This is a genomic window from Mycobacterium sp. TKK-01-0059 (genome assembly GCF_000709305.1).
In the GTDB taxonomy this organism is placed as follows: domain Bacteria; phylum Actinomycetota; class Actinomycetes; order Mycobacteriales; family Mycobacteriaceae; genus Mycobacterium; species Mycobacterium intracellulare.
Window position 1 is genome coordinate 231,119 of record NZ_KL446995.1, and the last position, 21,925, is coordinate 253,043.

19 protein-coding genes are annotated in these 21,925 nt (G+C 69.3%); 11 read left to right on the plus strand and 8 right to left on the minus strand.

Annotated features, from left to right (window positions below):
• The first annotated feature begins 108 nt into the window (after nucleotides 1-108).
• The gene (locus K883_RS23150; protein WP_036455983.1) at nucleotides 109-1,449 is read left to right on the plus strand and encodes a lipase family protein; all 1,341 of its coding nucleotides are present in this window, start codon (nucleotides 109-111) and stop codon (nucleotides 1,447-1,449) included.
• Here the strand turns inward: K883_RS23150 and K883_RS23155 are convergent.
• Genes K883_RS23155 through bioB form a run of 3 tightly spaced genes read right to left on the minus strand, consistent with a single transcriptional unit; the run spans nucleotide 1,444 to nucleotide 3,401 of the window.
• Complete coding sequence (locus tag K883_RS23155) at nucleotides 1,444-2,109, minus strand: DUF2567 domain-containing protein (protein WP_036455985.1); 666 nt, start codon at nucleotides 2,107-2,109, stop codon at nucleotides 1,444-1,446. The two genes, K883_RS23150 and K883_RS23155, sit on opposite strands and share 6 nt — an antisense overlap.
• Nucleotides 2,106-2,333 (minus strand): biotin synthase auxiliary protein BsaP, encoded by a 228-nt coding sequence (locus K883_RS23160; protein ID WP_008257787.1) that lies wholly within the window; start codon nucleotides 2,331-2,333, stop codon nucleotides 2,106-2,108. The genes K883_RS23155 and K883_RS23160 overlap by 4 nt, the downstream gene beginning before the upstream one ends.
• A gap of 30 nt (nucleotides 2,334-2,363) precedes the next feature.
• Nucleotides 2,364-3,401 (minus strand): biotin synthase BioB, encoded by a 1,038-nt coding sequence (gene bioB / locus K883_RS23165; RefSeq protein ID WP_036455986.1) that lies wholly within the window; start codon nucleotides 3,399-3,401, stop codon nucleotides 2,364-2,366.
• Between the two features lie 134 nt (nucleotides 3,402-3,535).
• Here bioB and K883_RS23170 point away from each other — a divergent pair, with 134 nt between their 5' ends.
• From K883_RS23170 to K883_RS23195, 6 genes are all read left to right on the plus strand, one after another.
• The gene (locus K883_RS23170) at nucleotides 3,536-3,736 is read left to right on the plus strand and encodes a hypothetical protein (RefSeq protein ID WP_020822826.1); all 201 of its coding nucleotides are present in this window, start codon (nucleotides 3,536-3,538) and stop codon (nucleotides 3,734-3,736) included.
• Between the two features lie 112 nt (nucleotides 3,737-3,848).
• Complete coding sequence (locus K883_RS23175) at nucleotides 3,849-5,681, plus strand: hypothetical protein (protein ID WP_036456153.1); 1,833 nt, start codon at nucleotides 3,849-3,851, stop codon at nucleotides 5,679-5,681.
• Between the two features lie 4 nt (nucleotides 5,682-5,685).
• The gene (locus tag K883_RS23180) at nucleotides 5,686-6,048 is read left to right on the plus strand and encodes a hypothetical protein (RefSeq protein WP_014385129.1); all 363 of its coding nucleotides are present in this window, start codon (nucleotides 5,686-5,688) and stop codon (nucleotides 6,046-6,048) included.
• Nucleotides 6,045-7,409, plus strand: coding sequence for a hypothetical protein (locus tag K883_RS23185; protein WP_020822828.1), 1,365 nt, complete (start codon nucleotides 6,045-6,047; stop codon nucleotides 7,407-7,409). Before K883_RS23180 ends, K883_RS23185 begins: the two co-directional genes overlap by 4 nt.
• Nucleotides 7,410-7,460: 51 nt before the next feature.
• Entirely contained in the window at nucleotides 7,461-9,644 is a 2,184-nt protein-coding gene (locus K883_RS23190; RefSeq protein WP_020822829.1) for an adenylate/guanylate cyclase domain-containing protein, read from the plus strand.
• A gap of 10 nt (nucleotides 9,645-9,654) precedes the next feature.
• Nucleotides 9,655-11,070, plus strand: a complete 1,416-nt coding sequence (locus K883_RS23195) for a mechanosensitive ion channel domain-containing protein (RefSeq protein WP_231504783.1) — start codon at nucleotides 9,655-9,657, stop codon at nucleotides 11,068-11,070.
• A gap of 66 nt (nucleotides 11,071-11,136) precedes the next feature.
• On the opposite strand, the gene K883_RS23200 is transcribed toward K883_RS23195, so the two are convergent.
• The 5 genes from K883_RS23200 to K883_RS23220 form a co-directional block, all read right to left on the minus strand.
• Nucleotides 11,137-11,646: a methyltransferase family protein gene (locus K883_RS23200; RefSeq protein WP_020822831.1), complete on the minus strand. Its 510-nt coding sequence runs from the start codon at nucleotides 11,644-11,646 to the stop codon at nucleotides 11,137-11,139.
• A 271-nt stretch (nucleotides 11,647-11,917) separates the two neighbouring features.
• Nucleotides 11,918-12,427, minus strand: a complete 510-nt coding sequence (locus K883_RS23205; RefSeq protein ID WP_020822832.1) for a 2'-5' RNA ligase family protein — start codon at nucleotides 12,425-12,427, stop codon at nucleotides 11,918-11,920.
• Nucleotides 12,427-13,107 (minus strand): dethiobiotin synthase, encoded by a 681-nt coding sequence (bioD, locus tag K883_RS23210; protein ID WP_020822833.1) that lies wholly within the window; start codon nucleotides 13,105-13,107, stop codon nucleotides 12,427-12,429. The genes K883_RS23205 and bioD overlap by 1 nt, the downstream gene beginning before the upstream one ends.
• A gap of 9 nt (nucleotides 13,108-13,116) precedes the next feature.
• A complete protein-coding gene (locus K883_RS23215) occupies nucleotides 13,117-14,274 on the minus strand; it encodes an 8-amino-7-oxononanoate synthase (protein WP_020822834.1) in 1,158 nt (385 codons plus the stop codon).
• Between the two features lie 165 nt (nucleotides 14,275-14,439).
• Nucleotides 14,440-15,744, minus strand: coding sequence for an adenosylmethionine--8-amino-7-oxononanoate transaminase (locus tag K883_RS23220; protein WP_020822835.1), 1,305 nt, complete (start codon nucleotides 15,742-15,744; stop codon nucleotides 14,440-14,442).
• Between the two features lie 62 nt (nucleotides 15,745-15,806).
• Here K883_RS23220 and K883_RS23225 point away from each other — a divergent pair, with 62 nt between their 5' ends.
• The 4 genes from K883_RS23225 to glgX all read left to right on the plus strand — a co-directional run bounded on the left by K883_RS23225 (nucleotide 15,807) and on the right by glgX (nucleotide 21,925).
• Nucleotides 15,807-16,244: a hypothetical protein gene (locus K883_RS23225; RefSeq protein ID WP_008257820.1), complete on the plus strand. Its 438-nt coding sequence runs from the start codon at nucleotides 15,807-15,809 to the stop codon at nucleotides 16,242-16,244.
• A gap of 331 nt (nucleotides 16,245-16,575) precedes the next feature.
• On the plus strand, nucleotides 16,576-17,367 hold the full coding sequence (gene ripD, locus K883_RS23230) for an NlpC/P60 family peptidoglycan-binding protein RipD (RefSeq protein WP_020822836.1): 792 nt from the start codon (nucleotides 16,576-16,578) through the stop codon (nucleotides 17,365-17,367).
• A 101-nt stretch (nucleotides 17,368-17,468) separates the two neighbouring features.
• Complete coding sequence (locus tag K883_RS23235) at nucleotides 17,469-19,655, plus strand: acyltransferase family protein (protein ID WP_020822837.1); 2,187 nt, start codon at nucleotides 17,469-17,471, stop codon at nucleotides 19,653-19,655.
• Between the two features lie 59 nt (nucleotides 19,656-19,714).
• The gene (gene glgX, locus K883_RS23240; protein WP_020822838.1) at nucleotides 19,715-21,925 is read left to right on the plus strand and encodes a glycogen debranching protein GlgX; all 2,211 of its coding nucleotides are present in this window, start codon (nucleotides 19,715-19,717) and stop codon (nucleotides 21,923-21,925) included.

A 21,925-nucleotide genomic window follows, 5' to 3' on the forward strand; every position in this document is an offset into this window, starting at 1 on the left:
GTCTGGCCCGCCCGCAGGTGACGAGAAGTCGCTCACAGCGCGGCGATGACGTTTTGGTTACCTGCCGTTCGTACGCGAGAATGCCGGGTGGCCACGAAGGGAGCCTCAATGGCTGAGCTCGGCAACCTGGCAGGCACGCATGGCGCGGAATGGATCGCCCGGCCGCCCCACGAGGAACTGCAGCCCAAGGTGCGTCCGCTGCTGCCCTCGGACGACCCGTTCTACCAGCCGCCGCTGGGATTCCAGCACGCCGAGCCCGGGACGGTGCTGCGCTCGCGCGACGTCGAGTTGGCCTTCCTCGGCCTGATCCCGCAGCCCATCAAAGCCGTCCAGCTGCTCTACCGGACGATGGACATGCACGGCCAGCCGGAGGCGACCGCGACGACGGTGATCGTCCCGACCGACCTCGCCCCGGGGCGTCCCTGCCCAGTGCTGTCGTACCAGTGCGCGATCGACGCCGTGTCGTCGCGCTGCTTCCCGTCCTATGCGCTGCGCCGCCGGGCGAAGGCCCTCGGGGCGATCGGCCAGTTCGAGCTCTTCCTGATCGCCGCCGCGGTTGCCGAGGGTTGGGCCGTCTCGGTGCCCGACCACGAAGGCCTGCGCGGCCTGTGGGGGGCGCCGTATGAGCCCGGCTACCGGGTCCTGGACGGCATCCGGGCCGCGCTGGGTTCGGAGCGGCTCGGGCTGTCCAGGTCGGCCCCGATCGGGCTGTGGGGGTACTCCGGGGGCGGCCTGGCCAGCGCGTGGGCCGCCGAGGTGTGCGCCGAATACGCGCCGGAACTCGACATCGTGGGGGCGGTGCTCGGCTCGCCCGTCGGGGACCTGGGCAACACCTTCCGCCGGCTCAACGGCAGCTTCCTGTCGGGCTTGCCCGCGCTGGTGGTGGCCGCGCTCGCGCACATCTATCCCGATCTGGACCGGGTGATCAAGGAGCACGCCAACGAGGAGGGGCGCGCCCTGCTCGACTCGCTGGAGAAGATGACGACCGTGGGGGCCGTCGTCCGCATGGCCGGCAAGAACATGGGCGACTATCTCGACGAGCCGCTCGAGAAGATCCTGTCCACCCCGGAAGTCTCGTACGTCTTCGACCACATCAAGCTGGGCGCCGCGGTCCCGACGCCACCGGTGCTGATCGTGCAGGCCGTGCACGACTACCTGATCGACGTCCACGACATCGACGTGCTGGCCGACGCCTATTCGGCGGGCGGCGCGCGGGTCACCTACCACCGCGACGCGTTCAACGAACACATGATGCTGCACCCGCTGTCGGCGCCGATGACCTTGCGCTGGCTGACGGACCGCTTCGAGGGTCGCCCGCTGACCGAGCACCTGGTGCGAACCACCTGGCCGACGATGTTCAACCCGATGACCTACGTCGGCATGGCCCGGCTGTTCAAGATCGCGGCCAAGGTGGTCACGGGCCGCAGGATTCGCCGCCGTCCGCTATGACACGGCCGCTTCCGCCGCGCCGCCCCCTCCCACGGGCAGCGCGTCGGAGGCCCGGCGCTCCGGCGGCAGCGCCCCCAGGTCGTCACGGGCGTCCGCGGCCACCCGCACGGCGTACACCAGCGCGGCGACGCCCACCGGCCACATCAGGCTGACCGCGATCTGCAGGGGACGGTCGGAGAAGAACACCGGCGGCGCCTGGGTGACGTAGGCGACGGACGGGCTCTTGCTCAGCGGCACCGCGTCGAAGTCCAGGGCGCCATAGGCGAGCCGCACCAGCCCCGCCCCGACCGCAGCGGCCGCGGCGGCGGCGGTCAGCATGCCGACCGACAGGGCGACGACCATTCCCGGGCCGCGGTGCTGTTGCCATTGCCACGCCCACACGGACGCGACCACCGCCAGCACGGTCAACAGGCCCAGCATCAGGGCGGGAGCGACGAAGAAATGCTCGGACTCGTTGCCCAGATAGTCATGCACCCGCTCGCCGGAGCGGGTCAGCGCCACCACGGCGCGGATCGGCGGCGCGATCCACGCCCACAGCGCGCCGATCAGCAGACCGGTCACCGCCGAGGCCCCCGCGACGAGCACGAGCGCGCGCACCCGCGCCCGGCGGGTTACGGCGACGGGCGGGGCCGGGGCGTCCGTGTTGGCCTGCTCGCTCACCGTTGCGCCTCCAGGTCGGCGGAGTCGACCTCACCGTGGCGCGAGCAGCGCGCCCGCCAGCCGTCGGGGCGGACCTGCACCACCATCCGGCGTCCGCACGCCGCGCAGAACCGGGGCGGCTCGAGGCCCAGCTGAGCCGCTGTCGGCACGGCGGTGCCCCCTAACTCCCCGGTGTAGACGTTGTAGACGCCGGCGCTGACCGCAGCACCCAGATCGCCAACCACAAGTGTCCAACCCTAGCCGCGGCGAGTCGCTTACAGACTGGCGTTGAGCCCCTTGAGGGGCATCTGCAGGTCGCCGAGCAGTTCCAGGTCGGATTCGGCCGGACGGCCCAGCGTGGTCAGGTAGTTGCCGACGATCACGGCGTTGATGCCGCCCAGCATGCCCTGCTTGGCGCCGAGGTCGCCCAGGGTGATCTCGCGCCCCCCGGCGAAGCGCAGCATGACGCGCGGCAGCGCCAGCCGGAACGCGGCGACGGACTTCAGCGCCTCGCTGGCGGGCAGCACCTCCAGGTCGCCGAACGGCGTGCCCGGGCGCGGGTTGAGGAAGTTCAGGGGCACCTCGTCCGGGTCGAGCTCAGCCAGCTCGGCGGCGAATTCGGCGCGCTGCTCGAGGGTTTCGCCCATGCCGAGGATGCCGCCGCAGCACACCTCCATGCCGGCGTCGCGCACCATCGACAGCGTCTCCCAGCGCTCCTCCCAGGTGTGGGTGGTGACGACGTTGGTGAAAAACGAGCGCGCGGTCTCGAGGTTGTGGTTGTAGCGGTGCACGCCCATCGCCGAGAGCTGCTCGACCTGCTCGGCGCTCAGCATGCCCAGCGAGCAGGCGATGTTGATGTCCACTTCGTTGCGGATCGCCTCGATGCCGGCCGCGACCTGGGCCATCAGCCGCTCGTCGGGACCGCGCACGGCGGCCACGATGCAGAATTCGGTGGCACCGGACTTGGCGGTCTGCTTGGCCGCCTCCACCAGGCTGGGGATGTCAAGCCGGGCGCTGCGCACCGGCGACGCGAACAGCCCCGACTGCGAGCAGAAGTGACAGTCTTCCGGGCAGCCGCCCGTCTTGAGGCTGATGATGCCCTCGACCTCGACCTCGGGGCCGCACCAGCGCATCCGCACCTCGTGGGCCAGCGCCAGCAGCTCGTCGAGGCGGTCGTCGGGCAGTTGCAGCACCCGCAGGACCTGGTCGCGGCTCAAGCCCTGGCCGTCCTGAAGCACCTGTTGCCGGGCCACCGCCAGGATGTCCTCGCCGTTGCCGGTTTCGGTCGTCGGTCGGGTTGCCGCTTGGGTCACCAGGTACTCCCTTGCCTCTTTCTCGTGTCCGCGCGTGGGGACACATCTGCCCCGTGGTGGTGGCAGCCGGAATGAAAAGGTGTTCAAAGTAGGGTAACGGCCGAAGAACTCCGCCTACCCCTGGGTATACGACCATGGTGACCCCGCACCTCGAATACTTGGCGCACCACTACCTGCTGTTGGCGGCGCCGGCATTCCTGCCTGCGGTGATCGTCGTCGCCGTCATCCTGTACATCGCGCTGCGCGACCGCCGCGAAGGCCGCAACGTCACAGGCGCCACCAAGGCCACCGCCGACTCAGCGAAACCCGACACGCCCGACCAAGAGCGTGATTGACGGGCGCCGGATCTGGGCATTAAACAAACAATCACGAACCTACTTGACAGTAATAAGCGGTTGACTTCAATCGATCCTCCGGGGCAGCCCGGCGCGAGTGGGAGGCACGACGATGCGGTCGAATGAACTGACGATTGTTGCTGAGGCACCGGCGCGCGGTGCGGGGTTGGACCAGGTGATCGGGCTCTCGATCGCCGCGGTGGTGATCACGTTGCTGATGCTGTGGGTGGGCCACGCCCACCGCACGCATCGCATCACCTGGTTGGCCCGCCTCGCGGACAAGGTGGGCGAAAAATTCCATCGGCCGAGCTGGGTCGCCCTGCCGGTGCTGGTGTTCACCACATCGATCATCTGCGCGCTGTTCGGCTTCATCTGGGACGTCAGCTGGCATATCGGCAATGGCCGCGACCCCGGCCCGCTGGCCAACCCGGCGCACTACTTCATCATCATCGGGCTGTTCGGCATCTTCCTCGGCGGAATGACGGCGGTCGTGCTGCCCTTCGAGCAGCCCGGCCCGGCGGCGGTGCGCATCACCCGGAACTGGCAGGCCCCCGTCGGCGGTGTGCTGATGGCCGGCTGCGGCCTGTACGCGCTGATCGGGTTCCCGCTCGACGACATCTGGCACCGCATCTTCGGCCAGGACGTAACCCTGTGGGGACCAACGCATTTGATGATGATCGGCGGCGCCTGCTTCTCGCTGTTCGCGGTGCTGATGCTCGAGCGCGAGGGTGAGGCCCAACTGGGTGCCGACGTCCTGCACGGCGCGTTCATCACGTTCCTGCGCTACCTGTCGTTCGGCGGCATGTTCATCGGTTTGTCGGTCTATCAGATCGAATACGACTTCGGCGTCGAGCAATTCCGCCTCGTCCTGCAGCCCATGATGATCGCCGCGGCGGCGGCGCTGGCGGCGGTGGCCGCCCGCATCACCATGGGACGGGGCGCGGCCCTGATCGCGGCCGTCTTCGCCATCGCGCTGCGCGGTGGTGTGGCATTGCTGGTCGGGCCGATCCTGGGGGCCCCGATCAACTGGTTCCCCCTGTATCTCGGCCCCGCGCTCGCGGTCGAGTTGATCGCGCTGACTCCGCTGATCAAGCGCCCCATCGCATTTGGCGCCGTCGCGGGCCTCGGTGTGGGGACCGTCGGGCTGGGGCTGGAGTCGCTGTGGATCGCGGCGGTCTACCACTACCCGTGGCCGATCGGCATGTGGGGCGAGGCACTGGCCATGGCGGTGCCGGTCGCGGTGTTGATGGGGATGTGCGGCGCGCTGTTCGGCATGGTGCTCACCGGCCAGCGGCTCCCCGGCCGCGCCGCCGGCATCTCGGTGGTGGTGGTCACGGTGCTGGTGATCGGCGGCGCGGTGGCCAACGGCCTGCACATCGTCGTGCCGCGCCAGAACAACGCCGCCATCACGCTGACCGATCTGCCCGCGGCGCCCGGGCAGCGCATGGTCTCGGCCGACGTCCAACTGCAACCGTCCGACATGGTCGGCCGGCATCCGGAGTGGGTGACGATCCTGTCCTGGCAGGGCCGGATGGAGAACAATCGCGGTCTACAGATCGACGAGCTCGAGCAGGTGGGTCCCGGGCATTACCGGTCGACGCGCCCGCTTCCGGTGTGGGGTACGTGGAAGACGCTGTTGCGGGTTCAGGACGGCTACACGATGACCGCGGTGCCGATCTACGAACCGGCCGACGAGGCGATCCCGGCGCCCGAGGTTCCGGCGTTGCCGGCAATGAACCGCCCGTTCGTGCAGGAGATCACAATCCTGCAGCGCGAACGCGACCAGAACGCGCCGGTGTGGCTGTTCACCGCCGGCTCGATCGTGGTGCTGTTCATGACGCTGATGGTCATCGCCGGCCTGACGTGGGGTGCGGGGCGGCTCGGCAACGCCGTCACCGAGCCGGAGCCCGTCGAGGACAAGCAGCCCGCTCCCCGGGCGGCGTAGGGCAATGACGATTCGCGGCACTCTCCTCGCGGCGTGGGTGACGGCGCTGGTCTGCGGGCTGGTCGCCTGCGGCGGTTCCACCGACAAGTCACCGGCGGCGCCGCTGGTGATCGACGTGACCATCGCCCACGGTCAGGTGACCCCGACCAACGCCACACTGCAGGCCAAGGTGCGCCAGCAGATCACCCTGCACGTGACCAGCGACGCCACCGACGAGCTGCACGTGCACTCGACGCCGGACCACAAGTTCCAGGTCGCGGCGGCGCCCCACCAGACGTTTGACTTCGCCGTCGAGGTGCCCGGCAACGTCGCGGTGGAGCTGCACCATCTCGACCGGACCATCGCCACCATCCAAGTGCAGCCGTGACCTCCGCCCACGCGGCGGTGGTGCTCGCGCATGGGCTCGGCGGGTCGGGCGACCTTCCGGTGCCGTACGCCTACGCGATGGTCGGGGCGGCATGGGCGCTGACGTTCACCTTCGCCCTGGTCGCTTTCGCCTGGCGACAGCCGCGGTTCGATCCGCTGAAGCCGGGCAGGCCCCTGCCGGCGGCGCTGACGGCGTTCGTCGACGCCCGGGCGAGCCGCTGGACGGCCGCGGCGCTGGCGCTGGTGTTCGCGCTGTGGGCGGTGTCGGCCGGGATCTGGGGCCCCCAGTCGGAGACCAACGCGCTGCTCGGCGCGTTCTACGTGCTGCTGTGGGTCGGGCTGGTGGCCCTGTCGCTGGCCTTCGGGCCGGTGTGGCGGGTGATTTCGCCCATGCGCACGGTGTACCTGCTGCTGCGCCGCGTCACGCCGCGGCGGATCGGCCGGTCGCGGCGGTCCTACCCGGAAGGCTGGGGCTACCGCCCCGCCGCGGTCGGCCTGTTCGCGTTCGTGTGGATGGAACTGGCCAGCCCGAACTCGGCGTCGCTGCCCTGGATCAGGACGTGGATCGCCGCCTACGCCGTGCTGATGCTCGCCGGGGCCTGGCTGTGCGGGCAGCGCTGGCTGGCGCGCGCCGACCCGTTCGGCGTGTACAGCATGGCCGTCTCCCGGCTCTCACCGTTTCGCCGCAATCGGGAGACCGGGCGGATCGTCGTCGGCAACCCGCTCGACCATCTGCCGTCGCTGCCGGTGCGTCCGGGCGTCGTCGTGCTGCTGGCGGTGCTGCTCGGGTCCACCGCGTTCGACAGCTTCTCGTCGTCGCCGACCTGGCGCGGCTTCGCCGATCGGCTCACGCGGGACGTCGGCGTGTCCCCCACTTTAGCGTCGTCGGCGCTGCGCACCGCCGGGCTGATCGTCTTCATTTCCGTTGTGGCGGTGACGTTTTCGTTGGCAGCGCGGGCCACCGGCGGCGTGGACCGCGAGCGGCGCCGCGCGCTGCCCGGCCAGATGGCGCATTCGCTGATCCCGATCGTGGTGGGCTACATCTTCGCGCACTACCTGTCGTATCTGGTGGAGCGCGGACAGCAGGCGGTGTTCGCGCTGGCCGACCCGTTCGGCCGCGGCTGGAACCTGTTCGGCCTGGCGCACTTACACGTGGCCTACGTGTTGTCCATGCATCCGCCGGTGCTGGCGGCGATCAAGGTGATTTGCGTGGTCACCGGGCACATCGTCGCGGTGATCGCCGCCCACGACAAAGCCCTGCGACTGCTGCCCGCCGGCCATCAGCTCACCGGACAGTTGACCATGATGCTGGTGATGGTCGGCTACACCTTCACCGGTTTGTATCTGCTCTTCGGTGGGTAGGCGTTGCGGCGTGCGCTCCTCCGTAACGCGAACCCTGACCGAACTCGATTGATGGCTGGGCGCTCGACCGAGCCGGTCCCCCCGGACGAGCAGAACCCGGCCCGAACGACGTGGCGTCGCCTGCGAGCGCTGTCCCGATTCAGCATTCAGTCCAAGGTGATGCTGATGCTGCTGGTGGCCAGCCTGGCGTCGCTGGGAGTGATCGGAACGGTCGAATACGTCGCGGCGCGCAACGCGCTGTTGCCCGCGGCCTCCGAGCGGATGACCCAGATGCGCGCGGCGCAGAAACGGGCCATCGAGACCCTGTTCTCGGATCTATCGGATTCGCTGGTGGTCTACAGCCACGGAACCACCGCGTTGGACGCGGTGCGCGAGTTCACCGCCGGCTTCGACCAACTCGCCAACGCTCCCGTTGACCCCGGGCAGCAACGCGCGCTGGTGGACTTCTACACCAAAAAGCTGATCGAACCGATCGAGCGCGACACCGGCAAGAAGCTGGCCCTCGACGCCGTGCTGCCGAGCAACAACGCGCAGAAGTACCTGCAGGCGCACTACACGGTGGCGGCGAATCGGTCCTCGGATAAGTCGGCACCCACGCCCGACGACGCCGGCGACGGCAGCGCATGGTCGGCCGCCAATGCGCGCTTCAACGACTACTTTCGCGAGATCGCAACCCGATTCGAATACCGGGATGCGGTGCTGCTCGACACCCGCGGCAACGTCGTCTACAGCGTGAAGAAATCCGCGTCGCTGGGTACCAATGTCCGCACCGGCCCGTATCGCCAATCCAACCTGCGCGACGCCTACGAGAAGGCGATGGCCGCCAACTCGGTGGATTTCGTGTGGATCACCGACTTCGCGCCCTATCAGGCTCAACTCGGTCAGCCCATCGCGTGGTTGACGGCGCCGATCGGTCCACCCGGCAACGCGGCCGGGGTGCTGGCGCTGCCCCTGCCGATCGCCAAGGTGAATCGGATCATGACCGCCGACAAGCAGTGGAAAGCCGCGGGCATGGGCGACACCGCCGAAACGTATCTCGCCGGTCCGGACCACTTGATGCGCTCGGATTCGCGGCTGTTCCTCGAGGACCCCCAGCGATACAAACGGGATGCGGTCGCGGCCGGAACCCGGCCGTCCGCCGTCGACACGGCGATCAGGTGGGGCGGCACCACGCTGGTTCAGCCCGTGGCCACCGCGGCGGTGCGCGCCGCCGACCGCGGAGAGACGGGAACCCTCACCGACACCAGCTATCTGGGCCGGCGCGAACTCGCCGCCTACGCCCCGCTGTCCGTGCCCAATTCCGACCTGCACTGGTCGATCGTCGCGACCAGGGAAACCGCCGAGGCCAACGCCCGCGTCATGTCGCTCACCCAGACGCTCGTGATCACCACCACCGCAATGGTTTTCGTGATCTGTGTGGCGGCGCTGCTGGTCGCGCAGATCTTCGTGCGACCCATCCGCAGGTTGCAGGCCGGCGCCCAGGAGATCGGCGCCGGCAATTACGACGTGGCGATCCCGGTCACGTCCCGCGACGAAATCGGGGAACTCACGGCCGCGTTCAACGAGATGAGCCGAAACCTGCAGATCAAGGAAGAGCTGCTGGGCGAGCAACGCAAGGAAAACGACCGGCTGCTCGGGTCATTGATGCCCGAGCCGGTCGCAAGGCGTTACCGCGAGGGTGAACAGACGATCGCCGAAGAGCACCAGGACGTCACCGTCCTCTTTGCCGACCTCGTGGGCCTCGACGAGATCTCGGGCAGGCTTTCCGGGCGCGAACTGGTGGGCATCGTCGACGAGCTGATCCGCGAACTCGACTCGGCGGCCGAATCCCTTGGCATCGAGCCGATTCGCACGCTGCACAACGGCTACCTCGCCAGCTGCGGCCTGAACTTCCCCCGCCTGGACAGCGTCCACCGCACCATCGAGTTCGCCGTCGAGATGAAGGACATCATCGCGCGCTTCAACGGCAGGACGGGCTACCACCTGGACCTGCGGGCCGGCATCAACACCGGAAACGTGATCAGCGGACTGGTCGGGCGATCCAGCATCGTCTACGACATGTGGGGCGCGGCGGTCAACCTTGCTCATCAAACACGCAGCAGCACAACGCAAACGGGGATCTTTGTCACCTCGACGGTGTACGAGGCGCTGCGCGACATCCGCCAATTCACGCCGGCGGGCACCATCACGGTCGCCGGCGTCGAGCAACAGATCTGGAAGTTGTCGGAAGGATAAGGGCAGGGCCGTGACATCCTTGGATTCGCCATCGCTGTACTGGGCCGCCGGTGTGGTCGTCGGCCTGCCGCTGCTGCTGATCGCCCTCACCGAATGGCATCAGAGCCTGGCCCGCAAGAACAGCCCGCTGGCCCGGCCCGCGTTCCTGTTGCGCACCTACGTGATCCCCCTGGGCGCCCTGTTGGTGCTGCTGGTCAACGTGGCGCGGATGCCGGCGCAGTTCACGTCGGTGCGGGTTCTCGCCACGGTGTTCGGCTTCGTGGTGTTGGTGCTGCTGCTGTCCGGACTCAACGCGACCATGTTCGAGGGCGCACCGCAAGGGACGTGGCGCCAACGGATTCCGGGCATCTTCCTCGACGTGACCCGCTTCGTGCTGATCGGGATCGGGCTGGCGGTCATCTTCTCCTACGTGTGGGGCGTGCGCGTCGGCGGCCTTTTCACCGCGCTGGGTGTCACCTCGGTGGTGATCGGGCTGATGCTGCAGAATTCCGTCGGCCAGATCGTGTCGGGGCTGTTCATGTTGTTCGAACAGCCATTCCGGATCGGCGACTGGCTGGACACCCCCGCGGCCCGGGGACGGATCGTGGAGGCGAACTGGCGTTCCGTCCACATCCAGACCGGCCGCGGGCTACAGATCACCCCGAACTCGGTGCTGGCCACGACCTCGTTCACCAACCTCAGCCGCCCGCCCGGCGGCCACCAATTGGCACTTACCACAACGTTTTCCGAGGCTGACCCGCCCGACCGGGTCTGCGCGCTGCTGGAACGGGTGGCCAACGCGCTGCCGCAGCGCAGGCCCAACGCAATGGCCGCCGCGACGCCCGCAGGCGGTGCCGAGTATCACCTCACCGTCGGATTGCGGTCGCCCGCCGACGACTCCGCCGCGCAGGCGACGTTCCTGCGTTGGCTCTGGTACGCCGCGCGGCGCGAAGGCCTGCGCCTCGACGGCGCCGACGACGACATCTCGACGACCGAGCGCATCGAGCGGGCCATCAGGACCGTGGTGGCTCCCGCGTTGCGCCTGAGTCCACCGGACCAGCAGGCCCTGGTATCGCAAGCCAAAATCGTTCGCTACGGGGCGAACGAGATCGTCGAGCACGCCGGCCGGGTTCCCGACAAGATGACGTTTCTGCTCGCGGGCGGCGTGCGGTTGACCGCCACCGCCAGGGACGGAACGGCGGTCGCGATCGGCGGGCTGGACGAGGGCTCGTTCCTGGGGGTGACCGCGCTGACCCGGCAGCCCAACCTGTCCGACGCGCAGGCGGTCGACGAAATCACCGCGCTGGAGATCGATCGCGACCACCTCGTCGAATTGGTGACCAGTAAGCCGCTGCTGCTGCAAGACCTGGGCCGCGCCATCGACGAGCGACGCGCCAGGGTGCACGAGGCCATGGGGCAGGAGTTCGCACTGTCGGCCACCCCGTGAGCCGCGCGGCGCCGCAGCGCGACGAACGCTGATGTGCGGCCGGGGCGCCGCGCCCGGCGGGCGATGTCATGTCGGGCCGGGCGTCCACGGGCGCAGTCGCGGGAACCACGCGGGCACCGCCTGCCGATAGGCCTCGTAGTCGGTCCCGAATTGGCGCTGCAGGGTGGGTTCTTCGTACCAGCGCACGAACGAGGCCGTCACCGCCCACATCACCGCGGCGTAGACGGCCGTGCCGAGGCTGCCGAACAGCAGGGCCTGGCCGACGATGACCACCAGCAGGCCGACGTACATCGGATTGCGGACATACCGGTTGAATGCACTGACGACGAGTCGTCGGGGCGCCGCGACGGGTGCTGGGGTGCCGCCCGCCTTGGCGAACTCCGCAAACGCCGACACCACCGGTACCAGGCCCACACAGATCAGCAGCACCCCGACGATCTGGGCGATCACCCAGTGTGGCAGCGGTTGATGGCGATGCCAGCCGGTGATCAGCCAGGGGATCAGCCCGGCGACGGTCCCCGGGGCGACGAGAAAAAACGCCGCGCTGCCTAGCGCCGCAGTCGTTGTACGCATCATGCTCCCTTCGCTCAGAGCCTGTAACTCGCGCGTTCCCAATGGTTTTCACGCCAGATACGGCGAGGGCGTCCCGCCGCAGGAAGTCGGGCGCCTTGATGCCCCGGCGCGCGACCCGTCGTGAAACCGGCACCGCATAACTCCCCAACTGCGGAGTTTCTCCGCACTCAAGCTAACGACATCGACGGAGATAAGTCAACGACCGTAGAATTTCTGTGCGATGCACCGACGGGCGACCCTCCGCCCCCCCGCCACACCGCGTTTGCGGTCGCCACTAACCGATCAGGTGCTCGACCTTCTTGTTGCCGTCCCAGCGGCGCAAACCCGCGAAGCTGCCGTCGATCTGGGCGGGCCGGCCCGCGATGCGCAACGCGCGGCCGAGTTGGGCGCCGCCGACCCGGCGGGCGATCGTGACATGCGCGGTCCATTGACCGGGCAGGCTGTTGGGCATCGGGCCGGGCACCAGATGCGGGGCGCACAGCTCGTGCACGCGGGCGTGCAGGGCCAGCAGCTCGCCGGTCGGCACCACGAGCCGCGCGAAAACGGCGCTGCCGCGGCCGAACAACACCGGCGCGCCGACGAGGCAGCCCAGCGGCAGCCGGTTGCGCAGCGGGGCCAGCAGCGGGTCGACGTCGGCGGCGATGCCCTCGGCCACCGCCAGCGTCACGTGCGGCCGGCTGGCCGGCGCCTGGCTGGGAATTCCCGCCGCCGCCAACGCTTCCCAGATGTTTCGGATCGCGGCCTCGGTGTCGCGGTCGAAGACCAGCTCGATGGAGTGGACCATCAGCCGGCCAGCGTGGCGACCCAGTCGCGGTCGAATGCGCCTGCGCACAGCGCGGCGAAGTCGGCCGCGTCCAGCGACGCCGCCCCCGCGGGCAGCGCGGCGCGCACCGCGGCCAACCGGGCCAGCGCGGACCGGTTGGACGCCTCCACCACCCCGGGGCACCGGGGCCAGGCCCCGATCACCAGCCCGGCGCACGAAACATTGTGTGCGGCAAGTGATTCCAGCGTGAGCGCGGTGTGGTTGAGGGTGCCCAGCGACGGGCTGACCACCACCAGCGCCTGGGCGCCGAGCGCGACGGCGAGATCGCGTGCGGTGACACCGTTTTCACCGAGTTCGACCAGTAGGCCCCCGGCGCCCTCGACCAGCGTCAGCCGCCCCGGCCGGTCCAACTCCCCGATGAGCCCCAGCAGCTGCTCGCGGGTGGGCAGCGGCATCCCGGCCTGCTCGGCCGCGGCCACCGGCGCCAGCGGCTGCGGGTACCGGGCGAACCCGGCCAGCTCGGTCACCCCGGACAGCCGGCCCACCTCCGCGAGGTCGTCGTCGCCGTCATCGGTGCCGGTCTGGACCGGTTTGCACACCGCCACGTCGAGGCCGGCCCGGCGGGCGTGGCAGGCCAGCGCCGCGGTGACGACCGTCTTGCCGACCCCCGTGTCGGTGCCGGTGACGACCAGGACCGTCACCGGGGTGCCCTAGCCAAGCCCGGCGAGCACGTCGGTGAGCACCCGGCGTGCGAGGTCCAGCTCGGCGTCGTCCAGCGACGCGCGCGCGGTCAGCCGCAGCCGCGAGGTGCCGGCGGGCACGGTCGGGGGCCGGAAGCATCCGACCCGTACGCCGGCGTCCAGGCAGGCGGTCGCGGCGGCCACCGCCACGTCGGGGTCGCCGAGGATCACCGACACCACCGCCGACTGCGGTAGCTCGCGTACCCCGCAGGCCTCCGCGAGGATGCCGGCATGGCGCAGCACGGCGTCCGCGCGCCACGGTTCGGCCCGCAGCACCCGCAGCGCGGCGCGCGCGGCACCCACTGCCGCCGGGGCCAGGCCGGTGTCGAAGATGAACGTGCGCGCCGAATCGATCAGATGGGCGCGCACCGACGCCGGCCCGAGCACCGCGCCGCCCTGGCTGCCCAGCGCCTTGGACAGCGTGGTGGTCATGACCACGTCCGGCGCACCGGCCAGCCCGACCTCGTGCAGCAGCCCGCGCCCGCCGCCGCGCACCCCGAGGCCGTGCGCCTCGTCGACGATGAGCAGGGCGCGATGCCGACGGCACACGTCGTGCAGTTCGCGAAGCGGCGCCAGGGCGCCGTCGGTGGAAAACACCGATTCGGTGAGGACGACCGCGCGTTCCTCGTCGCGCGCCCGCAGCGCCGCCTCCACGGCGCCGACGTCGCGATGCGGCGTCACCGCCACCCGGGCCCGCGACAGCCGGCAGGCGTCGACGAGCGAGGCGTGCGAAAACTCGTCGGACACCAGCAGCGAACCCCGGCCGGACAGCCCGACGACGGCCCCCAGATTGGCCGCGTAGCCCGAGGAGAACAGCAAGCCCGCGGCCGCCCCGGCGTAGCCGGCGAGATCGGTCTCGAATTCCTCGTGCAGCTCGGTGTCGCCGGTCACCAGGCGGGACCCGGTCGCCCCGGCGCCCCACAGGCGCAGCGCGGCGACCCCACCGTCGATCACGTCGGGATGTTGGGACAACCCCAGATAGTCGTTGGAGGCCAGGTCCAGCTCGGTGGCCACGGCGGGGCGCGGCCGCAGCGAGCGGCGCAGCCCCGCCTCGCGGCGCTGCCGTTCCACCGCCTCCAGCCAGGCCAGCGGGGAGACGTCGATCGGTGCCTGCGGGGAGGCGTTCATAGGGGCTCAGCCTAGTGGCGATCGCCCGCGCGGCCGCGGCGACCGCCAGCCCGGCCGCGGCGACCGCCAGCGCGGCGTAGTCGGGCGCAGCGGGTCGCCGGATAGTCCACGCCGGGCGTAGCGGGTCGCCGCATAGTCCACGCCGGGCGCAGCGGGTCGCCACTGCTAGCCGACGAGGTGGGCGACCTGCACCATCGCCGAGGTGATCCGGGAGATCTCGTCGGGCGTGCAGATGTAGGGCGGCATCGCGTAGACCAGCTTGCGAAACGGGCGCAGCCAGACGCCGTGGTCCAGCGCGGCCGGCGTGGCGACGGCGAGGTCGACGGGGCGCGCGCATTCGATGACGCCGATGGCCCCGCGCACCCGGACGTCGGTCACGCCGGGCAACGCGCGGGCGGGTTCGAGCCCGGCCGCCAGCCCGGCGCCGATCTCGGTGACCCGCGACCGCCAGTCCTGCCCGAGCAGCAGCTCGACGCTGGCCACCGAAACCGCGCAGGCCAGTGCGTTGGCCATGAACGTGGGCCCGTGCATCAGCGCGCCGGCCTCGCCGGCGCTGATGGTGTGGGCGATCTCGGTGGTGCACAGGGTGGCGGCCAGGCTCAGGTAGCCGCCGGTCAGCGCCTTGCCGACGCACATGATGTCGGGGCTGACGCCGGCGTGGTCGGCGGCGAAGAGCTCGCCGGTGCGGCCGAAGCCGGTGGCGATCTCGTCGAAGATCAGCAGCACGTCGTGTCGGCGGCAGATCTCGCGCAGGTCGCGCAGGTACCGCGGGTCGTGGAAGCGCATGCCGCCGGCGCCCTGCACGACGGGCTCGACGATGACCGCGGCCAGTTCGTCGGCATGGCGGGCCAGTTGCGCCTCGAACGCCGCGCTGTAGGCGGCGTCGTAGTCCCGCGGCACCTGCGGGGCGAAGACCTGCCGGGCGAGGATGTCGGTCCACAGCGAATGCATGCCGCCGTCGGGGTCGCAGACGCTCATCGGGGTGAAGGTGTCGCCGTGGTAGCCGCCGCGCCAGGTCATCAGCCGGTGCTTGCCGGGCCGGTCGAGGCTGCGCCAGTACTGCAGCGCCATCTTCACCGCCACCTCCACCGACACGGATCCGGAGTCGCTGAAGAACACCGTCTCCAGGCCGGCCGGGGTGATCTCGACCAGCAGCTGGGCCAGCCGGGCCGCGGGCTCGTGGGTCAGTCCGCCGAACATGACGTGGTTCATCGCGCCGAGCTGGGCGGACAGGGCCGCGTCCAGGACCGGGTGGCCGTGCCCGTGGATCGCGGTCCACCAGGAGCTCATGGCGTCGAGCGCCTCGACGGGTTCGCCGCCGCGGATCAGGGTCAACCGGGCGCCGTGCGCCGCGACCGCGACGACGGGTGCGATGGATTCGGCGCCGATCGTGCTGTACGGATGCCACAGGTGCGCGGCGTCGATCGCGCTGATCTGCTCGGGCGTCAGCCCGGCCTTCGCCGCGGGCATAGTGATCGAGGGTAAAGCAGCCGATTCGCGCAATCCCGGGCCGTCGGGAAGCATGGGACATCATGGCCACGCCGCAGCAGCCCGACAGCGCAGGGCCCGCACCCGACCTGGTGGATTACGACGCCGAGGCCCCCGGGGCGCCGCGGGTGATCCGGGTGCGGCTGGCGGTGTGGGACGTCGTCTGCACCGTCACCCTGCTGGTCCTGCTCGCCGTGCTGGCCACGGCGACGACCTGGCCGTCGCGGCTTTTCGGCTTCCTGGCGCATGTCTGCGCGGACGAGACCTGCGGGCCGGTTCCCTTCGGGCTGGATCTGTACATCCACCCGGTGGTGTGGGGCGGGATCGGGGCGGCCCTCACCGCCGCCGTCATCGGCCCGGTGGTGTCCATCCTGAAGGGCTGGTACATGTCCTTCTGGCCGGTTCTGGCTCTGGCGCTGGTCATGGTGAGCTCCGCGGCGGGAACGATGCTGACCCTGTTCAGCGAACGCTATTGGCTCTGATCGGGCCGGCGTCTCCGCCCCGTGACGGGATGGCTACGTCGTAGCCGGCTGAGACCGAAATCACAACTGCGCATACGGGATTGGGCGCGCCAGTCACCGTCCGGTCACGGTACGACAAATAATCCCCCGGGGCCCTGGCGGCTAACACCATCTGTTGTCAAAGTGGCGGTTGTGACTGATGTGAATACGGCCGTCTGACGGGCCGGTTCACTACGCAAGTGCCATGGACGGCGCGGCCCCAGCGTGGGGGCCGTCGCCCGATCCATGAACCGGGGGCGGACGCGCGAGGTCACCGCGTCGAGGCCCCACGAGCGCCTGAGAGGCCAGAAACATGAAACGCATCCACGCCCTCGCGATCGGTTTGGCCCTGCTCGGGGCGCCGATGGTGGTTCCCACCGTCGCGACCGCCGACCCGGGCGCCAGGTCGATGGACTATCAGCAGGCCACCGACGTGGTGATCGCCCGCGGTCTGTCGCAGCGCGGCGTGCCGTTCTCCTGGGCCGGGGGCGGCATCAACGGCCCCACCCGCGGCACCGGTACCGGCGCCAACACCGTCGGTTTCGACGCCTCGGGGCTGATGCAGTACGCGTACGCCGGTGCCGGCGTGAAGCTGCCGCGTTCCTCCGGGGCGATCTACCGGGTCGGCCAGAAGATCCTGCCGCAGCAGGCCCGCAAGGGTGACCTGATCTTCTACGGTCCCGAGGGCACGCAGAGCGTCGCGATGTACCTGGGCAACAACCAGATGCTCGAGGTCGGTGACGTCGTGCAGGTCTCGCCGGTGCGCGCCAACGGCATGACGCCCTACATGGTCCGCATCCTCGGCGCTTCCGCGCCGACGCCCCAGGCCCCGGCTCAGCAGGCGCCGCTGCAGCAGGTGCCGACCCAACAGGCGCCGCTGCAGCAGGTCCCCACGCAACAGGCGCCGGCGCAGCAGGTGCCGACCCAGCGTGCGCCGTTACAGCAGGCACCGACGCAACAGGCGCCGGCGCAGCAGGTGCCGACCCAGCGTGCGCCGTTACAGCAGGCACCGACGCAACAGTCGCCGTTACAGCAGGCACCCGTGCAGCAGCTGCCCACCCAGCAGGCCCCGTTGCAGCCGGCGGGCGCCGGTCTCACCCGGTAAGTCCCACGGGTCGTCCGCTGCCTTCCGACGCCCGCCACTCGCTCCCCCGCCGCGCGCGGTCGGGAACGGGTGGCGGGTTTTGGGTAAATTAGCGGTCGATCATGCAGACCCCGACACGTTCTTCCGCACCGATCGCCGCCGCCGATCCGGGGGACTCGGGGGCGCCCACCGCGGAATCCTGGGGATCGCAGGGGTTCTATCGCGACGACCTCGACGGCTTGCGCGGCATCGCGATCGCGCTCGTCGCCGTGTTCCACATCTGGTTCGGCCGCGTCTCCGGTGGCGTCGACGTCTTCCTCGCGCTGTCCGGATTCTTCTTCGGCGGCAAGATCATTCGCGCCGCGTTGAACCCGGCGGTCACGCTGTCGCCGGTGGCCGAGGTGATCCGGCTCGTCCGTCGCCTCGTTCCGGCCCTCGTCGTCGTGCTGGCCGGATGCGCGGTGCTCACCATCCTGGTTCAGCCGGAAACACGCTGGGAGGCCTTCGCCGACCAAAGCCTCGCCAGCCTCGGCTACTACCAGAACTGGGAGTTGGCCAACACCGCCTCCGACTACCTGCGCGCCGGCGAGGCCGTCAGCCCCCTACAACACATCTGGTCGATGTCGGTGCAGGGCCAGTTCTACATCAGCTTCCTCGTCTTGATCGCCGGCCTGGCGTACCTGTGCGGGCGTCGGCCGGGCGCACGGCTGAAGACCGTGTTTTTGGTGGTGCTGAGCGCGCTGACGCTGGCCTCGTTCGTCTACGCGGTCATCGCGCACCAGGACAATCAGACGGCCGCCTATTACGACAGCTTCGCCCGCGGTTGGGAGTTGCTGCTGGGGGCGCTGGTCGGGGCGCTGGTGGCCCGCATCCGCTGGCCCATGTGGTTGCGCACCGCGCTGGCGACGGTCGCGCTGGGCGCGGTGCTGTCGTGCGGGGCGCTCATCGACGGCGTGCGCGAGTTCCCCGGCCCGTGGGCCCTGGTGCCCGTCGGCGCCGCCATGTTGCTGATCCTCGTCGGAGCCGGCTCGACGGACCAGCGCGGCGCCGAGGGCCGGCTGCCGCTGCCCAATCGGCTGCTGGCGACACGTCCGCTGGTCGAGCTGGGCGCCATGGCGTATTCGCTCTACCTCTGGCATTGGCCGCTGCTCATCTTCTGGCTGTCCTATACCGGTCACAAGCACGCCACGTTCCTCGAAGGCGCGGTGCTGCTGGTGGTGTCGGGTGTGCTGGCGTACCTGACCAACCGGCTCGTCGAGGACCCGCTGCGCTACCGGGCGGCCTCGAAGCCGGCACCCCGGCCGGCCGCGCCGACCACCCGGTGGCTGGCCCGCCTCCGGCGGCCGACGCTGGTACTGGGATCGGCGGTCGTGCTGCTGGGCGTGACGCTGACGGCGACGTCGTTCACGTGGCGTCAACACGTCACGGTCTTGCGGTCGGCCGGCAAGGAGCTCAGCGTCCTCAACCCGCAGGACTACCCCGGCGCACGGGCCCTGACCGAACACGTGCGCGTGCCGAAACTGCCGATGCGGCCCACTGTCTTGGAGGTGAAACAGGACCTGCCCGCCTCGACCAAGGACGGGTGCATCAGCGACTTCGTCAACCCCGCGGTGGTCAACTGCACCTACGGCGATGCCGCCGCCGAGCGCACGATCGCGCTGGCGGGCGGGTCGCACGCCGAGCACTGGCTGCCCGCGCTGGACATCCTGGGCAAGCTGCACCACTTCAAGGTCGTGACGTATCTCAAGATGGGCTGCCCGCTGTCGACCGAGCAGGTCCCGCTGATCATGGGCAACAACGCCCCCTACCCGCAGTGCCGCGAGTGGGTGCAACAGACGATGACCAAACTGGTCACCGACCGGCCCGACTACGTCTTCACCACGACCACCCGACCGTGGAACATCAAGTCCGGTGACGTGATGCCCGCCACCTACATCGGGATTTGGCAAACGTTGTCCGACAACAACATTCCCATCCTCGGGATGCGAGACACCCCGTGGCTGGTGAAGAACGGCCAGCCGTTCGACCCGGCGGACTGCCTGGCCAAACGGGGCGCGACCCCGCAATCGTGCGCGATCAAGCGGTCCGATCTGCTCTCCGACCGCAACCAGACCCTCGACTTCGTCAGCCAATTCCCGCAGCTCAAGGTGCTCGACATGTCCGACGCGATCTGCCGCGCCGACGTGTGCCGCCCGGTCGAGGGCAACATCCTGGTCTACCACGGCGCCCACCACCTGTCCCCCACCTACATGCGGACCATGGCGCCGGAACTGGGCCGCCAGATCGCCGAGAACACCGGCTGGTGGTGAACCGCCTCGCGGACCGCCGTACGTTCGTGAGGATCCCGCACCGCGGATAAGGTCGATAGGTGTCCACCAACAATTCCGCTTCAGAACCAGGCGGTCACCAACAACCCAAACTCGCCACCGTCTGGCCGGGAAACCCATATCCGCTCGGGGCTTCCTACGACGGCGCCGGGACCAACTTCTCCCTGTTCTCCGAAATCGCCGAAAAGGTCGAGCTGTGCCTGATCGACCACCAGGGCGGCGAGTCGCGGATTCCGCTGGAGGAGGTGGACGGATACGTCTGGCACGCCTATCTGCCCAACATCAACCCGGGCCAGCGCTACGGGTTTCGCGTCTACGGACCGTTCGACCCGGCGGCGGGTCACCGGTGCGACCCCAGCAAGCTGTTGCTCGACCCGTACGGCAAGGCTTTTCACGGCGATTTCACGTTCGGCCAGGCGCTGTTCTCCTACGACCTGAAGGCCTACCGGGAAAGGGACCCCGACGGACCCAACGCCGACGGCGCCGACCCGGGAACTCCCCCCATGGTCGACTCGCTGGGCCACACCATGACCAGCGTGGTGAGCAACCCGTTCTTCGACTGGGGATCCGACCGAGCCCCGCTGACCCCCTACCACGAAACCGTCATCTACGAGGCGCATGTCAAGGGCATGACCCAGAACCACCCCAGCGTCCCCGAGGAGCTGCGGGGCACCTACGCCGGCCTGGCCCACCCGGCGATCATCGACCATCTCAAGTCGCTCAACGTCACCGCCATCGAGCTGATGCCGGTGCACCAGTTCATGCACGACTCGCGACTGCTCGACCTGGGATTGCGAAACTACTGGGGCTACAACACGTTCGGGTTCTTCGCCCCGCACAACCAATACGCCGCCAACCGCAACTCCAGCGTCGCCGAATTCAAGTCCATGGTGCGCAGCTTCCACGAGGCGGGCATCGAGGTGATCCTCGACGTGGTCTACAACCACACCGCCGAGGGCAATCACCTGGGGCCGACCATCAATTTCCGCGGCATCGACAACGCCGCGTACTACCGGCTCGTCGACGGCGACCTGCGGTTGTACAAGGACTACACCGGCACCGGTAACAGCCTCAACCCGCGCCACCCGCACGTGCTGCAGCTGATCATGGACTCGCTGCGCTACTGGGTGACCGAGATGCACGTCGACGGATTCCGCTTCGACCTGGCCGCCACGCTGGCCCGCGAACTGCACGACGTCGACCGGTTGAGCGCGTTTTTCGATCTGGTGCAGCAGGATCCGATCGTCAGCCAGGTCAAACTGATCGCCGAGCCGTGGGACGTCGGCGAGGGCGGCTATCAAGTCGGAAACTTCCCGGGTTTGTGGACCGAGTGGAACGGGAAGTATCGCGATACTGTGCGCGATTACTGGCGGGGTGAGCCCGCGACCCTGGGTGAGTTCGCCTCCCGGCTGACCGGGTCGTCGGACCTGTACGAGGCGACCGGCCGGCGCCCCAGCGCCAGCATCAACTTCGTCACCGCGCACGATGGCTTCACGCTGAATGACCTGGTGTCCTACAACGAAAAGCACAACCTGGCCAACGGGGAGGACAACCGGGACGGGGAAAGCCACAACCGCTCGTGGAACTGTGGCGTCGAGGGCCCCACCGACGACCCCGACATCACCGAGCTGCGCTACCGACAGATGCGCAACTTCTGGGCGACGCTGATGGTCAGCCAGGGCACGCCGATGATCGCCCACGGTGACGAGCTCGGGCGTACCCAGAACGGCAACAACAACGTTTACTGCCAGGACTCCGAATTGTCTTGGATGGACTGGTCTTTGGTCGACAAGAACTCCGACCTGCTGGCGTTCGCGCGCAAGGTGACCGCGCTGCGCAAGCAGCACCCGGTGTTTCGCCGGCGCCGGTTCTTCGAGGGCGAGCCGATCCGCAGCGGTGACGAGGTGCGTGACATCGCCTGGCTGAATCCGAGCAGCCGCGAGATGACGCACGAGGATTGGGGCGAGAGCTTTCACAAGTGCGTGGCCGTCTTCCTCAACGGTGACGCCATCACCGCGCCGAACGCCCGCGGGGAGCAGGTGGTCGACGACTCATTCCTGTTGTGCTTCAACGCCGGCGACGACCCGGTGGAGTTCTCGATGCCGCCCGACGACTATGCGCAGGAGTGGACGGTGGAACTGGACACCAACGAACCGACGGGCAGCAAAGAGGGCCCCGACCAGGTGGTGACCGCCGAGGAGAAGGTGTCGCTGCCCTCACGCTCGTTGCTCATCTTGCGTAAGACTCTGTGA

Coding starts and splice junctions, on each gene's coding strand:
- K883_RS23150 (WP_036455983.1), top strand. CDS start 109: ATGGCTGAGCTCGGCAACCTGGCAGGCACGCATGGCGCGGAATGGATC.
- K883_RS23170 (WP_020822826.1), top strand. CDS start 3,536: ATGGTGACCCCGCACCTCGAATACTTGGCGCACCACTACCTGCTGTTG.
- K883_RS23175 (WP_036456153.1), top strand. CDS start 3,849: ATGCGGTCGAATGAACTGACGATTGTTGCTGAGGCACCGGCGCGCGGT.
- K883_RS23180 (WP_014385129.1), top strand. CDS start 5,686: ATGACGATTCGCGGCACTCTCCTCGCGGCGTGGGTGACGGCGCTGGTC.
- K883_RS23190 (WP_020822829.1), top strand. CDS start 7,461: ATGGCTGGGCGCTCGACCGAGCCGGTCCCCCCGGACGAGCAGAACCCG.
- K883_RS23200 (WP_020822831.1), bottom strand. CDS start 11,646: ATGATGCGTACAACGACTGCGGCGCTAGGCAGCGCGGCGTTTTTTCTC.
- K883_RS23205 (WP_020822832.1), bottom strand. CDS start 12,427: ATGGTCCACTCCATCGAGCTGGTCTTCGACCGCGACACCGAGGCCGCG.
- K883_RS23215 (WP_020822834.1), bottom strand. CDS start 14,274: ATGAACGCCTCCCCGCAGGCACCGATCGACGTCTCCCCGCTGGCCTGG.
- K883_RS23220 (WP_020822835.1), bottom strand. CDS start 15,744: ATGCCCGCGGCGAAGGCCGGGCTGACGCCCGAGCAGATCAGCGCGATC.
- K883_RS23225 (WP_008257820.1), top strand. CDS start 15,807: ATGGCCACGCCGCAGCAGCCCGACAGCGCAGGGCCCGCACCCGACCTG.
- ripD (WP_020822836.1), top strand. CDS start 16,576: ATGAAACGCATCCACGCCCTCGCGATCGGTTTGGCCCTGCTCGGGGCG.
- K883_RS23235 (WP_020822837.1), top strand. CDS start 17,469: ATGCAGACCCCGACACGTTCTTCCGCACCGATCGCCGCCGCCGATCCG.